Source organism: Carnobacteriaceae bacterium zg-C25 (assembly GCA_017945845.1).
Classification (GTDB): domain Bacteria; phylum Bacillota; class Bacilli; order Lactobacillales; family Aerococcaceae; genus WM01.
This window is the reverse complement of the sequence record CP072828.1, coordinates 542,208-558,502: the sequence shown is the minus strand read 5'-3', so window position 1 is coordinate 558,502 and position 16,295 is coordinate 542,208. Positions and strand designations below refer to the sequence as shown.

General features: G+C 36.6%; 11 protein-coding genes. 2 read left to right on the top strand and 9 right to left on the bottom strand.

Annotated elements, in window-relative coordinates; genetic code table 11:
• Positions 1 to 54: 54 nt before the first annotated feature.
• The 7 genes from J7S27_02690 to glyQ all read right to left on the bottom strand — a co-directional run bounded on the left by J7S27_02690 (position 55) and on the right by glyQ (position 6,707).
• A complete protein-coding gene (locus J7S27_02690) occupies positions 55 to 666 on the bottom strand; it encodes an ABC transporter permease (GenBank protein ID QTU83446.1) in 612 nt (203 codons plus the stop codon).
• Positions 659 to 1,417: an ABC transporter ATP-binding protein gene (locus J7S27_02685; GenBank protein ID QTU83445.1), complete on the bottom strand. Its 759-nt coding sequence runs from the start codon at positions 1,415 to 1,417 to the stop codon at positions 659 to 661. Before J7S27_02685 ends, J7S27_02690 begins: the two co-directional genes overlap by 8 nt.
• Position 1,418: 1 nt before the next feature.
• Positions 1,419 to 2,342 carry a glycine/betaine ABC transporter substrate-binding protein gene (locus J7S27_02680; GenBank protein ID QTU83444.1) on the bottom strand — a complete coding sequence of 308 codons (924 nt, stop codon included), beginning with the start codon at positions 2,340 to 2,342 and terminating at the stop codon, positions 1,419 to 1,421.
• Complete coding sequence (locus J7S27_02675) at positions 2,332 to 2,967, bottom strand: ABC transporter permease (protein QTU83443.1); 636 nt, start codon at positions 2,965 to 2,967, stop codon at positions 2,332 to 2,334. The genes J7S27_02680 and J7S27_02675 overlap by 11 nt, the downstream gene beginning before the upstream one ends.
• Before the next feature lie 148 nt (positions 2,968 to 3,115).
• Positions 3,116 to 3,712, bottom strand: a complete 597-nt coding sequence (gene ruvA, locus J7S27_02670) for a Holliday junction branch migration protein RuvA (protein ID QTU83442.1) — start codon at positions 3,710 to 3,712, stop codon at positions 3,116 to 3,118.
• Positions 3,713 to 3,750: 38 nt separating this feature from the next.
• Complete coding sequence (locus tag J7S27_02665; GenBank protein QTU83441.1) at positions 3,751 to 5,787, bottom strand: glycine--tRNA ligase subunit beta; 2,037 nt, start codon at positions 5,785 to 5,787, stop codon at positions 3,751 to 3,753.
• Entirely contained in the window at positions 5,787 to 6,707 is a 921-nt protein-coding gene (gene glyQ, locus J7S27_02660) for a glycine--tRNA ligase subunit alpha (protein ID QTU83440.1), read from the bottom strand. Before glyQ ends, J7S27_02665 begins: the two co-directional genes overlap by 1 nt.
• Positions 6,708 to 6,856: 149 nt before the next feature.
• Between glyQ and J7S27_02655 the strand changes: the two genes are divergently transcribed.
• The gene (locus J7S27_02655; protein QTU83439.1) at positions 6,857 to 7,498 is read left to right on the top strand and encodes a CBS domain-containing protein; all 642 of its coding nucleotides are present in this window, start codon (positions 6,857 to 6,859) and stop codon (positions 7,496 to 7,498) included.
• Between the two features lie 174 nt (positions 7,499 to 7,672).
• The gene (locus tag J7S27_02650) at positions 7,673 to 9,028 is read left to right on the top strand and encodes an MATE family efflux transporter (GenBank protein QTU83438.1); all 1,356 of its coding nucleotides are present in this window, start codon (positions 7,673 to 7,675) and stop codon (positions 9,026 to 9,028) included.
• Between the two features lie 125 nt (positions 9,029 to 9,153).
• Here J7S27_02650 and J7S27_02645 read toward each other — a convergent pair whose 3' ends face one another.
• Both J7S27_02645 and J7S27_02640 read right to left on the bottom strand, forming a co-directional pair.
• A complete protein-coding gene (locus J7S27_02645; protein ID QTU83437.1) occupies positions 9,154 to 10,029 on the bottom strand; it encodes an HAD family hydrolase in 876 nt (291 codons plus the stop codon).
• 182 nt (positions 10,030 to 10,211) lie between these two features.
• Positions 10,212 to 16,139, bottom strand: coding sequence for a MucBP domain-containing protein (locus tag J7S27_02640; protein ID QTU83436.1), 5,928 nt, complete (start codon positions 16,137 to 16,139; stop codon positions 10,212 to 10,214).
• Positions 16,140 to 16,295 lie beyond the last annotated feature (156 nt).

Below are 16,295 nucleotides of genomic sequence, written 5' to 3'. Positions count from 1 at the left end.
GATGATTCGATTCAAAAAATTTTTTTAAAAAGTATGCAATACACTTTGATACACTTAACGCGTCATGTCTTCCATCAAATAGACCATAATATTAAAGTAAATGGTTACTGAAACGGTTAATATGGCTCCCCAAAGTATTTTGACCATACTCATTGTGTGTAAGCCATCAAAAAGGAGTACGCCTAAACCACCACCATTAATACTAGCGGCAATGGTTGTAATCCCTACAAGTGCAGTTATGGTTAAACGTAGACCGGCAAAAAAAGACGGTAAACTTAACGGCACTTCAACTTTCCAAAATACTTGCCATTTTGTCATGCCCATACCAATGGCACTTTGTGTAATACTACTATCCACTTGTGATAATCCTGCTAAAAAGGTCCGGATTAATGTATATTGGGCATAAACAACTAATACAACAATCGCCGTTGTTTGACCTAACCCTGTCACAGGAATGAGTAGCGCAAAAAAGGCAAAACTTGGAATAACATATAATAAACTGAAGGTTGTTAAAGAAATATCTTGCCATTTTTTATGAAAATGCAAAACAACCGTCATGGTGCTCGCAATTACTAACGCAATCAGCAAACTTGTTATGACAATTTGGATATGTTCCACAGTTAAATGAATCAATTGCTGAGAAAATTGGCGATAATATTCAATCATGATACACACTCCACAAACTTTCTTGTTGACGCGCAGTATCAATTAATTTTTCAACAAATGCATTCGCCGGATGATTGATAATATTTTGTGGCGTGTCGTACTGACAAACAACACCATTATCCATAATAATCACTTTTGTCCCTAATTTAAACGCTTCATAAATATCATGCGTAATGAGCACAAATGTTTTTTGACGAACGGTTTGATGAATTTGACGCAACTCGTCTTGTAAGTCTTGTCGCGTAATGGCATCAATCGCCCCGAACGGTTCATCAAACAAAACAATACACGGATCTGCCGCTAAAGATCGCGCCACACCGACACGTTGCTGTTGCCCACCCGACAATTGCTTTGGATAACGCATCGCATACTCATCAAAAGGTAATTGCACCATATCCAGCAATTCTCTCACGCGCTCTTCTATTTTCTCTTTATCCCAGCCAAGCAATTTCGGTACCGTTGCAATATTTTCCGAAACACTCATATGTGGAAACAAACCAATTTGTTGCACGACATACCCTATTTTACGACGTAAACGTACCGCATCCAGTGTTGAAATATCTTCTCCATCAACGAACACAGTCCCCTGAGTTGGCTCGATGAGTCGATTAATCATTTTTAACAGTGTCGTTTTCCCCGACCCCGACGTTCCTAAAATCGTAACAAATTCACCTTTGTCAATCGTCAAATTCACATCGTTGACAACCGTTTTATCATTATATTGTTTACTTACGTTTTTAAATTCTATCATTTTACAACCCGTTTTTAATACTTTCAAAATACTCTTTCGCCACTTTGGCGTAATCTTGTCCCTCAACGTCAACTTTTGCATTCAACGTCGTCATTGTTTGCGTGTCCAAATGTGCAGACACTTTATTTAAAATATCCGCAATTTCTGGGGTGTTTTGTAATGTGCTATGACGAACAACTGGCGCTAAATTGTAAGGTGGCCAAAATTGTTTGTCGTCTTCAAGAACGGTGAATGTTTGCGTATTGACCAATTGTCCTTCAGTCGTATAAGCAGGCGTGACATCCGCTTGATCATTTTCTAAAATTTTATATTTTAAACTATTGTCATACACTTGATTGGCTTTCCACTGGAACGGCCCATAAACTTTCGTCAGACCGACAATCCCGTCTTCTCGCTGATCAAACTCCCCTTGTGACGCAAAACGCAATTGATTCGCGTGTTGCTGTAAATCAGAAATCGTTTTAATGTTTAATTCACGCGCAACTTGTGTACGGATGACTAACCCTTGCCCATCATTTGCCGAAGCATAATTTAACCACATGAGTTGAAATTTTTGTTCATACTGCGATTTAACCGTTTCGTACACTTTAAGCGGGTCTGTTTGCATCTGTTCTTTTAAAATCGATAGCAATCCCGTTCCGGTATATTCTGGATAAAGATCAATTTCGTCATTTACAATGGCATTATGAATTACCGAACTGGCAATATTTTGAACACGTGTCACCGAATACCCATGATATTCTAACGCTTGTGCGTAAATTTCAGACACAATGACATTTTCCGTAAAATCTTTTGACCCGATACGTATTTGATTTTTTTGTGTTATTTGTGGTGTTGTACTATTTTTATCAAATACAACAAGTCCAATAAGAGCGGTTGTCATTACACACAGTAAGATTGTGGAAAATAGTTTTCTAATGTTCATGATACGTACCTCTTTTAATGATGATTTGGAACACAATCATGCTAAGACAAGACAATAGCATCACCGAAACACCACCTATTACTAATAAATCCACACGATACAAACCAAGTCCTGTAAAAATAATTTTTCCAAGACCTCCCGCGCCAATGTATGTGGCTAATGTGGCACTTGCCAAAATTTCAATTAACGATAATTTCATACCATTGAGAATATACGGTAACGCTAACGGCAATTGTACTTTTTTCAATAAATCTTTTTGCGTCATGCCAAGCGCTATCCCAGATTCAACAACGACTTCATCTACTTGTTTAAAGCCAAGAATTGTGTTTAATAAAATGGGTGGTAACCCTAATACGACTAGCGCAATTAACGCCGGATAAAATCCGACACCCGTATACGGAATTAAAATAAATAAGACGGCTAAACTTGGAATCACTCGCAACGCATAAACGACACCTTGACTCACCACATTTAACCATTTCATACGATGCGCTAAATACCCAACTGGCAATCCTAGTAAAATACAAATCAAAAAAGCTGAAAAACTCAAATAAAGATGTTCCCAAACGGCTTGCCCATAAGCTAAACCATTTTGATTGAAATACGTGATAATATCATTAATCACTTATTATCCCCCTATCTTATTGATACGTTAAACACATATTAATAGTAAAGTTAATATACTAACAGTATCTAACCATCACAAAACAAAGTCAAATAATTTGTTTCAGTTGATAAAAATACTCGCTATGCCAAACATAACGAGTATTCCACTACTTTTTACCTAACAATAATTTAAATGCGGCACTTAACGCACTTTGTGTTGAATCATGTTGTTGTTCTTTTAAAGTCGGCATAATAAGGCGAATTTCTTTATTTGAATAGCCTAATCCTAGTAACGCCTGTGTCACATCATCTAATACTGGCGATTCACTGATAATTTCTTCTTCAACCGTTTCACTTACCCCTACCGCACCTAATTTTCCTTTCAAGTCCAACACGAGTTGTCCTGCAGTTTTTTTCCCAACGCCAGGGAATTTCGTTAAATACGTCACATCGTTATTTTCAATTGCTTGCATCAAGCCTTGTGCATCTTGACTCGCCAAAATAGATAATGCACTTTTTGGTCCAATCCCCGATACACTAATCAATTTTAAAAATAACTGTTTTTCGTCATACGTTGGAAATCCGTATAACGTTATCGCATCTTCGCGTACGGCTTGATACGTGTAAATCATAATAGATTGCTCAAGCAGACTTGAAAATGAATACGGATTAGATACCGATACGGCGTACCCAATACCACCTGCCTCCACAGTAATGGCAGTTGGATGAATGGCGGTTAGAACACCTTTTATATAATCGTACATGAAAACTCCTTTCGATGAAAAAAGGCAGAAAATCTGCCTTACTTCACAATTTTAGTTGGATCAGCGTAATATAAAATCAATTGCGCTGCATCTGAAATTAAACATAAACGATTGTTGCGAATCGTTTCATCATCTACAAACACCATATTATCTTCAAAAAAGGCGGTAATATACGGTGTTAATTGCACATACGTTTCATACGTTACATCTTCAATCGCTTCAACGGCTTCATGTAATGCCACTTCACTTTTTGTTTGTGCCAATGACACGTCAAATGGTTTTAATTCAAATTCGATTTCAAATGATTTATCAAATAAATTTACAACACGCGTCATGGCTTCAATCGTTTCTTTAAACGTTTCATCATTTGTATGATTTTGTAATTCATGTGCATTTTCAATAATAAACGGTACAGAGAAAACATCAATTTCTAATGCCGATTGAATAATATCATGACGGACATGATCAACTTGTAAGCGTTGTTGAACACGTGCAACCATAAACAAGTGTAATTGTTCCAATAGACTTTGTTGATTGTCGTAATCAACGCCGTAAACATCATTTAACAACAATGAGAATAATTCGTCCAAATCAATTGCCCAATCATTTGTTTCCAATAAACGCACGATACCGATTGCACTACGACGTAACGCGTATGGATCGTTTGATCCAGTCGGCACCATACCAATTTTAAAGAAACTAATGAGTGAATCAATTTTATCGGCTAAACTCAATACACTCCCCGCCAAACTCTCTGGTAAAGCACCTTCGGCAGACAATGGTAAATAATGTTCACGAATGGCTTGGGCAACTCCGGCTGGATACCCTTGTGCTAAAGCGTATTTCTCACCCATAATCCCTTGTAATTCAGGGAATTCGCCAACCATATTCGTCACTAAGTCAAATTTGTAAATTTTTGCAGCTTCTTGGGCAGCCGTTACGTCAACTTCTAGCGCTTCACCTAAAATGGACACGATTTGACCAACATTTGCCATTTTTTGTGCAATTGACCCGATTTTAACGTGGAAATTCACATTATCCAATTTTTTAACAGCTGTTTCGACTTTAATTTTAGCATCTTCATTCGTAAAGAATAACGCATCTTCTAAACGTGCCACCAATACTTTTTCGTTTCCTTTGGCAACGTTTTGTAAATGTTGTTCATTACCATTGCGCACTGAAATAAAGAACGGTAACAATTGTCCCTGTGCTGATTTTACATAAAAATAGCGTTGGTGCTCTTTCATTGTCGTAATCAACACTTCATCCGGTACAGCCAAATATTTTTCATCAAAGGTGCCATAAAAAGCGGTTGGATACTCGACAATGTTTGTCACTTCTTCCAATAAGTCTTCATCAATGTCAACAACCCAATGATTTTGAGCAGCTAATTGTTGAATTTGCTCTCTAATCATCGCCTTACGTGCGTTTAAATTCACAATGACAAACTCTTTAGCTAGTGCGCTTTCATACTCATCCGCTGACAACACAACCGTATCATGTCCTAAAAAACGATGACCACGTGTTGTTGTCCCAGTGTGTACGCCTAAAATGTCAAACGGAATTGTCGTGTTACCGAATTGCGCAATCAACCAGTGAATTGGTCGAATGTAACGGAATGTATGTTTACCCCATGTCATCGCGATTGGGAATGTCATACTCATGATGACATCTTTTAGACCCGGTAATAATTGTTCTGTCGCTTCACCTGAAATGTGTTGTTTCACATGAACGTACTCTACACCTTTAATGTCTTCAAAATAAATGTCATCGACACTTAACCCTTTTCCCGAAACAAAGCCAACTGCTGCTTTTGTCCAATTGCCCGCTTCATCACACGCAATTTTTTTAGCAGGTCCTTTATGCACAATAACGCTATCTGCTTGCTGCTCTTGTAATCCTTTTACAATAACTGCAAAACGACGTGGTGTTCCCATACCTTCAATGGATACATATTCTAATTTTAAATCATCTAAAAATGTTTGAACACGTTGTGTCAACTGCTCAATAGAGGCGCTAACGTATTTTGCAGGGACTTCTTCTAATCCCACTTCTAGTAGTAAATCTTTTGCCATTAGTTTTGTGCCTCCTGTGCCAATAATGTTTCTGCTTCTTCACGGCTTAATAATGGATACCCTAAATCACGACGCGCTTGAACAAACGTTTTTGCAACCGTGCGTGCCATATTACGAATACGTGCTAAATAACCGGCACGATCTGTTACGGAAATAATACCGCGCGCATCCATTAAGTTAAATGTGTGTGAGCATTTTAAAACGTAGTCATACGCTGGATGGACAAGTTGTTTTTCCATTTGTGCTAACGCTTCTTTTTCGTATTTATCAAATAGTTCTAATAATAATTCTGCGTTACTATTTTCAAATGCATATGTTGAATGTTCAAATTCAGGTTGTGTAAAAATGTCACCATATTTTACAGCATCCGTCCATTGTAAATCATACACGCTTTCCACTTCTTGAATATAAGAGGCTAAACGTTCCAATCCGTAAGTGATTTCTGCCGTTACTGGCGAACATTCTAAACCACCAACTTGTTGGAAATAAGTAAATTGTGTAATTTCCATACCATCTAACCAAACTTCCCAACCTAATCCAGCACAACCCAATGATGGATTTTCCCAGTTGTCTTCTACGAAACGAATGTCGTGTTCCAGCGGGTCGATACCTAGTGCTTTTAAACTATCTAAATATAATTCTTGAATATTATCTGGTGATGGCTTCATCACTACTTGGAATTGATGATGTTGAAACAAGCGGTTTGGATTTTCGCCATAACGACCATCTGCTGGTCGACGACTTGGTTCTACATATGCCGCATTCCACGGTTCTGGACCAATGGCACGTAAAAAAGTGTACGGACTCATTGTTCCCGCCCCTTTTTCCGTATCATAAGCTTGTAATAGCAAACACCCTTGGTTTGACCAATAGTTTTGCAACGTTAAAATCATATTTTGTACAGTCATTCCTTTTGACATAAAACGTCTCACTTTCTTGCTTAAAAAGCGTTTAATCACGTGATATTTTACCACATTTTTAGTGAATTGACAAAAAGAGTTCAACGTTGTGGCTATACTAAATTAAAAATGTTATAATCTATTTAGAAAAAAATTAAAAAGGATACATTATGCTAATCAATGCACTTTTAATTCCAAAAGTTAAACTGACCTTTGCGACAACTGAATTTAATTTAGGGACAGCTTTACAACTAATGGAAGACAATAGCGTCCGTAGTTTACCGATATTAGATACGAGTGAAACGCTATATCGCGGAAACTTATACCGCTATCATATTTATCAACATTTAGTCAATGGTGGCAGTTTAAACGACTCTGTGATGTTACTCATTAAAAACGCAACAAAATATGTGTATCAAACAGATTCTTTCTACACTCTATTTTTTACATTAAAAGATTTACCTTATATTAGTGTTTTAGATGACAAACATCACTTTTTAGGCATCGTTCGTCACACAGATGTGATGAACATGTTATCGGAATCGTGGCGTGTCACACAAGCGAGTTTTGCTTTAGCCATTGAAATCCCCGAAGACGACACGTCATTTTTAGAAGTGGTCAAAATTGTCAAAAAATTTACCGAAATTACCGGTTTACAAACATTTGATAAAGACCACTATACTCAATCACGTCGTTTAGTCATTACACTACCTGACAAAATTGAACCAGACGTTTTTGATAAACTAAACGCAAAATTAAATAAACGCCATTTTAATATTATTGAAGTAGAAGATTTACATGATGGTATTTAATAAAAACGAACTGAAGATAGGTTTAGACTGTTGACCAATAAAGTGTCAACAGTCTTTTTAAATGATTGTGATCGTCTGATTTTTAGGGTTGATGGCATAAGCTACCAACCCTATTTAACATAGAGCCAACATAACCACTTTTATGATATACTATTGAAGATATTTTAAGGAGACATGCTAATGAAGAAACAGACAGATTTAACACATGCACCGATTATGCGTGCCTTAATTCTTTTTGCTATACCGATTTTTATTTCAACCATTTTTCAACAACTTTACAATGCCGCAGATACAACTATTGTTGGTAATTTTTTAGGCGAAAACGCCCTAGCCGCAGTTGGATCTACCGCAGCCGTTTTTGAATTAATTGTCGGCTTTGCTTTAGGTATCGGTAACGGAATGAGCATTGTAACTGCTCGTTTTTTTGGAGCGAATGATTTAAACCGCGTTCGACAATCCGCTGCACACGCCATTATGGTCGGTGTCGGCATTTCTTTGATGGTTATGATCATCGGTCACTTCGGTTTACACCCGTTATTACAAACTTTACACACTCCCGCAGAAATTATCGACCAAGCGTTTTCCTACATTTACATTATTTTAATGTTTGTGAGTGTCACGTTTGCTTATAACTTAGGGGCTGGGTTGTTGAGAGCAATTGGTAATAGTGTCGTACCACTCATTATTTTAGTCATTGCTAGTATTATCAACATTGTGTTGGACATTGTATTCATCACCCAATTGCATACCGGTATTCAAGGAGCGGCATACGCCACTGTTATTGCACAACTCTTTTCTGCCGTCAGTTGCTTTACGTATATTTACTTTAAAGCGCCAACCTTATTACCACATCAAAACGATTTTAAAATTGATGAAGCGCTATTAAAAGAACTACTAGCACAGGGGTTGTCAATGGGGTTTATGTCATCCATTGTGTCGATTGGATCCGTCATTTTACAAACATCGGTCAACCAATTCGGTCCGCTCATTATTGCTGCACAAACAACGGCACGTCGTGTTCAATTTTTCTTCCTGATGCCAATTACAAGTTTTGGAACGGCACTAACAACGTTTGTTTCTCAAAACTTTGGTGCAAAACAATATGCACGTATTCGAAAAGCGATAAATTATGCGTTTAAATGTTCAATGATTTGGGGAGTGTTTGTTGCCTTATTGATGTATGTTGTCGCAGAACCGCTCATCATTTTCATTTCAGGAAGCACGCATCCCGTACTAGTTGAAACGGCAAAAACATATATTTTTATCGCCACTCCGCTATTTTGTGTATTGGGCATTCTACTTTGCTTGCGTAATGCGCTACAAGGATTGGGTCAAAAAATACAACCGCTTATCTCAAGTATCATTGAATTAGTTGGTAAAATATTATTCGTGCTATTGATCGTTCCACATATGGGGTATCTTGGCATTATGCTATGCGAACCAATCATTTGGGTCGTTATGACAACACAACTAGCGTATTCCTTTTATAGAAACCCTTTCATTCGCTCAACTGCATCTAAAAAAATATAGTGCCTTTTTGCTTCATCACACCGTTTTATGACGGACAAATTGGAAAAGATGATTTATACATCATTTAATATTTAGAACATAAAAAACTGATACAATCGTCAAGAGCGTATCAGTTTTTTGTTGTGTTATTTTATTTCGTTTTGATTATACTTTAATGCCCATTCAATCGCATCAGCAACTGCTCCATCATCATTTGATGAGACCACTTTAAACGCTTTTTTCTTAATCTCTTCAATGGCATTGCTTGGTGCAAAAGCATATGGAAAGCATTCAAACAATGTCGTATCATTTAACGCATCTCCAATGACCACCACTTCTTCTTTTGTTGCATTTAACAACGGTAAAATACGTTCTAACACTAACCCCTTTTGAGCCATATGATCTGTAATTTCAATATTATCAGGAAATGACGATAAGCAAGAAATATTTGGAATTTGAGAAATTTGACTTTTTGTTTTGATAATATGCGAAACATCCACTGCAAACGATTCGACTTTAATCATATCGTGACGCTCGGCAAACGTACTTAAATCATCAATGGGTTGTAGCGTCATACACGCCATATGGCTTAGTCGACCGCCCGGCTGATAATCACTTGCCGTTGCACCATGTTTAATGCGTGAGCGCTCAATAAAACAGTCTCTCACCCATTCTGGATTCACCGCAAAAACGCCCTCTTTTGTATAGACCATATACGGTAAATTTTGTTGCGTCAAAATTGCTGTAGCCTTTAAAAAAGCATCCGTTTGCAAGTAACATTCTGCCAAAAATCGCCCATTTTTATCAACGGCTTGTGCGCCATTACCAACAACGCCTAAATCCAATCGAATGCCGTATTTTTCAGATACAAACATCATACCCTTTATATCTCGTCCTGTCGCAATACCAAATTGAATACCGCTTTTCTGTGCTTTTTGAATGGCATTGAAATTGCGTTGTGGTAATTGTTTATCATTGCCTAGTAACGTCCCATCAACATCTGAAATAATATATTTAATCATTTATTGCCTCACTTTTTATATTCATCATCTTCTTTAATCCATCAAAATTCAAAAAGACATTTTTAAAATTAAAGAGATGCCTACTTTTCATTATCTCATAAATCATCGTCATATCAAAACAAAAAACGTGTTGGCACTAATCAGATTAGTACCGACACGTTAATTTTATTTTTTAAAATGTGTTATTTCACATGTTGTTTTCTTTGACGTTTTAACATGTAAGCAACTGCCAATAAAATACCACCTAATCCAACAAAGTCAGATTGTTGTCCTGTTTTTGGCAATTGAGGTTTTGGTAAAGCACGATAAACATAGCGTACTTCTTGAGCGTCTGTACCGAAGATACCTGCTTTATTGGCTGGTACGGCAATCAATACATAACCTTCAATGACTTTATTTTCAGTGTCATATGGTAAGCCTAGTTTATTTTTACCGTCTAACTCAACTTGTTGCGCTAGCACTTTACCGTTTTCATCAGTATACGTTACAACCACTTTACCAGCGTCTTTACGACGGTATACATATTCAACCGTTTGTTTATCTGTTGTAAATGTGCCCGTTGCGTTTGTTGGTAATGCAACTAGTTCATAGTTTTCAACTGTCGCTGATGTTGTTTCGTATGGTAAACCTAATTGGTTTGTACCATCTAATTCAACTGATGGTGCTAATACATTACCGTTTTCGTCTTTGAATGTTACGACAACTTTTTCAGCATTTTTACGACGGTATACATATTCAACCGTTTGTTCTTCGGTTGTAAATGTGCCTGTCGCGTTTGCTGGTAATGCAACTAATTCATAGTTTTCAACTGTTGCTGATGTTGTTTCGTACGGTAAGCCTAATTTTTGTGTACCGTCTAATTCAACTGATGGTGCTAATACATTACCTTTTTCGTCTTTAAATGTTACCACAACTTTTTCAGCGTTTTTACGACGGTAGACATATTCAACTGTTTGTTCTTCGGTTGTAAATGTTCCTGTCGCATTTTCTGGTGTTACCACTAATTCATAGTTTTCAACTGTCGCTGATGTTGTTTCGTATGGTAAACCTAATTTTTGTGTGCCATCCAATTCAACTGGTGGTAATAATGCATTACCATTTTCGTCTTTGAATGTTACCACAACTTTTTCAGCATTTTTACGACGGTATACATATTCAACGGTTTGTTCTTCTGTTGTAAATGTGCCTGTCGCATTTTCTGGTGTTACCACTAATTCATAGTTTTCAACTGTCGCTGATGTTGTTTCGTATGGTAAACCTAGTTTTTGTGTACCATCTAATTCAACTTGTTCAGCTAACACTTCGCCGTTTTCGTCTTTGAATGTTACCACAACTTTTTCAGCGTTTTTACGACGATAAACATATTCAACCGTTTGTTCTTCTGTTGTAAATGTGCCTGTCGCATTTTCTGGTGTTACCACTAATTCATAGTTTTCAACTGTCGCTGATGTTGTTTCGTATGGTAAACCTAATTTTTGTGTGCCATCTAATTCAACTTGTTCAGCTAACACTTCGCCGTTTTCATCTTTGAATGTTACTACAACTTTACCAGCATCATTACGACGGTAGACATACTCAACAGTTTGTTCGCCTGTTGTAAATGCTCCTGTTGCGTTTGTTGGTGTTGCAATCAACGTATGATTTTCAACTGTTGCTGCATTTGTTGTGTATGGTAAACCTAGTTTTTGTGTGCCATCTAACTCAACTTGTTGTGCTAATACGGCACCTGTTTCATCTTTATGTGTCACAACAACTTTACCAGCATCATTACGACGGTAGACATACTCAACAGTTTGTTCGCCTGTTGTAAATGTTCCTGTTGCGTTTGTTGGTGTTGCAATCAACGTGTGATTTTCAACTGTTACTGCATTTGTTGTATATGGTAAACCTAGTTTTTGTGTGCCATCTAACTCAACTTGTTGCGCTAATACAGCACCTGTTTCATCTTTATGTGTCACAACAACTTTACCAGCATTTTTACGACGGTATACATACTCAACAGTTTGTTCGCCTGTTGCAAACGTTCCTGTCGCGTTTGTTGGTGTTGTCACTAATTCATAGTTGTCAATCGTTGCTGCATTTGTTGTATATGGTAAACCTAATTTTTGTGTACCGTTTAATTCAACTGGTTGCGCTAATACGGCACCTGTTTCATCTTTGTGCGTTACAGTAACTTTACCAGCATCATTACGACGGTAGACATAGTTAACTGTTTGTTCGCCTGTTGTAAACGTTCCTGTTGCATTTGTTGGAGTTGTAATCAATGTGTGATTTTCAACTGTTACTGCATTTGTTGTATATGGTAAACCTAATTTTTGTGTACCATTCAATTCAACTGGTTGCGCTAATACGGCACCCGTTTCATCTTTATGCGTTACAGTAACTTTACCAGCATCATTACGACGGTAGACATAGTTAACTGTTTGTTCGCCTGTTGTAAACGTTCCTGTTGCATTTGTTGGAGTTGTAATCAATGTGTGATTTTCAACTGTTACTGCATTTGTTGTATATGGTAAACCTAGTTTTTGTGTACCGTTTAATTCAACTGGTTGCGCTAATACGGCACCTGTTTCATCTTTATGCGTTACAGTAACTTTACCAGCATCATTACGACGGTATACATAGTTAACCGTTTGATCAACTGTTGTAAATGTTCCTGTCGCATTTTCTGGTGTCGTAATCAATGTAAAGTTTTCCACAGTTACGAAATTCGTTGTGTATGGTAAACCAAGTTTATTCGTTCCATTCAATTCAACTTGTGGAGATACTGTTGCACCTGTTTCATCTTTATGCGTTACAGTAACTTTACCAGCATTACTACGTTGGTAAATATAGTACACATTAACCGTGCCATCAATAAAGTTACCAGTAGCTGCTGAACCTAAAGTTGTCGATACTTCTTTAAATGTGTAGTTTTCAATTGTTGCTGGTTGCGTATTGTAAGTAGTGTTTACCACGCCTACTTGTGTTGTACTTGGTGATAACGTTTCTCCCGTTTCACTTTGATGGTAAGTATTTACTGTACCGAAAATATTTTTTAACGCTAAGTTTAATACGCCACGTTGTTTTTGGGCATCTAACGTTACCGCAGCATAATCATCAGCCGTTAAGTCATTATTAACATCTGTAGCTGTAGATGCTAAAGGAGTTGTTAATAAATCATTTGGATTTTTTGTAATTTTAACACGATAGTCACCGCGTTTTTCAATGATGTTAGTAAATGTGTAATCTCCCGCATCATTTGTTGTTGTTCGAGATACTTCAGTTTCAACATCATTTTCAACTTTGTACAATACGACTTCACGATTGGCAATTACAACATCACCCTCATTAAATGTACTGTCATCATTACGGTCATAATACGCTTTACCTTTAACAACATACTCTGTTAAAACAGCTGTATTTTTGAAAGATTCTACCGCACCATCAACGTTATTGCCGAAGTAGTACGCTACCGTATTATTTGAAACGCGATTACCATCAACAGTTGTTGTTGAAGGATTTTTGACACTAAAGTACACATGGTCTGTCATTTTTGGAGCAATTTCTTTACCTGGGTTCATTACAAATTTTAAAGCTGTCACTTTTGAAAAATCTGTAACGGCATTGGCTAATACCCAATTCAACGCTACATTTCCTGCCAATGTGCCTTTTGGAGCATCGCTTGTGTAATACACTGTATACCCTTCTGGTGCTGTAACTGGTCCTACTAAAGTAGAACGGTACTCTGTACCACGTTCAGCATAGACACCTTCTTTATTTGGTACGATGACCAAATCATTTAAATGTGGCAACACATCAATTACAGTAGCATTTCCAATTGGATTATCTGTATTATTAAAAATATCAACACGATAATTTAAGACATCTAAACCGTCTGTTGTTGTACTACTGAAGTATTTCCCGTCTTCTTCACCGTCATTTTTTGATTTTTTACTTACAATCAACTCTTTTGGTGGTGTGAAAATAAATGGTGCAGATGAATCAGTAAGATTTTCCGCAGTATCGCCATCTTCATCAACATCTAATCGGTCTGGTTTGTTACCGACAATTAAATCATTATTAAAGACTTTATTATTACTAAATGAATATAGTGTTTCAATAGTTAACGTTGTATTTTCAGGTAACTCACGTGTTGTTGTAAATGACCCAATTATTTCTTTATAATCATCTAAAAGAGAATCATCTGTTTTATTTCCGTAAATTGTACTTTCTACAATATCGTAAATATACGCTGTTTTACCAGTGTCTTTATAGTTATAAACGGTTTCATATGTATCACTTAATTTAAAGGTTCCTTCTGAAGGATCCTCATCTCTTACTCTAGTTACACCGTTCCAAATTAATCCTGGAGGTGCTAAAATAATCACTTTACCATCTTTAAACTCTTTATCCGCCCGTGAACGTTGTTCAATGTTAAGACGGTTACGGTATTGAATGACTTGATCTGGATAAACTAAAGTACCACCATTAGGTGTTGTTAAATAAGTGTATGATCCAAAAACAAACGCCAATGATGGACGTACAGTTGTTGAAGAAAGAGCTTCCGGTGAAGTATGTGTCTTGTACGAAACACTAGCTCTGTTTGGAATGCTATATGTTTGTCTATAGTTTTTTAAATCTTTTGCCCATGTATCGATTTTAGCAATTGTTGGTTGATCCAATGTTGTACGATACTCAACCACAATAACTCTATGGATTTTGTCATCTAGTTTAGTGACTAAAACAGGCTCATCAAAAATAAATTCTACTTTTTTAAATACTTTACCATTTAAATTAACAAATTGTTTATTAGCAGATGTTGACAGTGGAACATTTCTCGCGATTTCTTCTGTCGAATCATCTGGTAAAGTCCCAACGACACGGTTACGTGATAATTTCGCTAAATTATCTGCATCGTAAATGCCGTTCGGTAAAGCAGCAGGTGTATAAATGGCAACTTCATTAAATTTAAGTCCCACATTATTAGATGGTGTATCCGTGATTTTATCAAATCCAACTTTATCTCCGATTTGAACATATTTCGTAGCATCGCCAAAATCAATACCTAAGGTCCAAGCATATTCCGAATTAAAATCTGTTTCAGAATAAAAACGTTGATAAGGTGTACCTGTTTTTACAATTCCCATTGTTCCTTCTTGGTAAGGATAATAGTTAAACGTTACATTTTGTACACGATTGCTTTCAATCGGTTCTGTTGTACCGTCATTATTTTTATAAGCTATTGAGTACGTAAACGGTACCGGAACATCAAACGGTTGATTTTGTAGTTTAAAAGCAAAATTAAAATCATACGTACCACTAGTTTTTGTCTCGTTAGGAATAATGACACGTTTTAATGTTTTCGTTGTAGCATCATAGGTCCAGTCGGCATTTAACGCTTGATCGAACATAAAATTATCAGGGGTAACAATACTCACTTCAACTGGTCGACTATCTCTACCATATCCTGCATATTGAACTTGTGGTGGTAGAAGACCTGGACCCGGAATTGTAACGATATGATCATTTGCTACTGTTGCTGGAACTGGTTCAGGACCTGGAATGGTATGAACATAATTTGCAATTCTACCAATCGTTGGTTTATTCGTTTCAACAACAAATTGATTGGTATTGTTGTAAACTTCTACATCATCATTCGTGAAAAACGTTTGTTTGATATCAAATTTTTCGTTATTCATCAATTGATGCGGTTTTAATTTCAACTGAAAAGGAATTGAGACGTTTGTACCACCTGCTAAACTTTTATACGTAAAACGCATAATATATTTATCAGCCGTTTCTACCAATTCATATTTTTCCAAACTCGCTGCGGTTGACGGGTTATTTGGTTTTTCAAAAAGAGACTTACTAAATTCAACATCAACATATGGTTGTTGATAATTTGTGTTTGATCCGGATACAGCAACGTTTAAATAAAACGATGTATTTTCTCCAGATTTTGTGCCAGTCACACTCTTATCAACATATGTTACAGATGTTGTAACAACCGAAGTTGTATTATCTTCTGCAAAGGCTTGGGTGTACCCCCCGCCAAAACTGAGAAGCTGTGATGCTAGCAAAATGAATACCGCTATCATTTTGCCTAGCTTATTGATTACATATTTCAAAATACATAATACCTCCATTCTATTTTATGTTGTAATTATAGCATTATCTTTTTCATGTGGAAAGCAAATTTTGAAAAATAATTCAATATTTAAATAGGTACTTTTTTCTCATTTTTTAAAACACTCAACACCATTTCCATTACTTTTAATTTTAAT

Coding starts and splice junctions, on each gene's coding strand:
- J7S27_02690 (QTU83446.1), bottom strand. CDS start 666: ATGATTGAATATTATCGCCAATTTTCTCAGCAATTGATTCATTTAACT.
- J7S27_02685 (QTU83445.1), bottom strand. CDS start 1,417: ATGATAGAATTTAAAAACGTAAGTAAACAATATAATGATAAAACGGTT.
- J7S27_02680 (QTU83444.1), bottom strand. CDS start 2,342: ATGAACATTAGAAAACTATTTTCCACAATCTTACTGTGTGTAATGACA.
- ruvA (QTU83442.1), bottom strand. CDS start 3,712: ATGTACGATTATATAAAAGGTGTTCTAACCGCCATTCATCCAACTGCC.
- J7S27_02665 (QTU83441.1), bottom strand. CDS start 5,787: ATGGCAAAAGATTTACTACTAGAAGTGGGATTAGAAGAAGTCCCTGCA.
- glyQ (QTU83440.1), bottom strand. CDS start 6,707: ATGTCAAAAGGAATGACTGTACAAAATATGATTTTAACGTTGCAAAAC.
- J7S27_02655 (QTU83439.1), top strand. CDS start 6,857: ATGCTAATCAATGCACTTTTAATTCCAAAAGTTAAACTGACCTTTGCG.
- J7S27_02650 (QTU83438.1), top strand. CDS start 7,673: ATGCTAATGAAGAAACAGACAGATTTAACACATGCACCGATTATGCGT.
- J7S27_02645 (QTU83437.1), bottom strand. CDS start 10,029: ATGATTAAATATATTATTTCAGATGTTGATGGGACGTTACTAGGCAAT.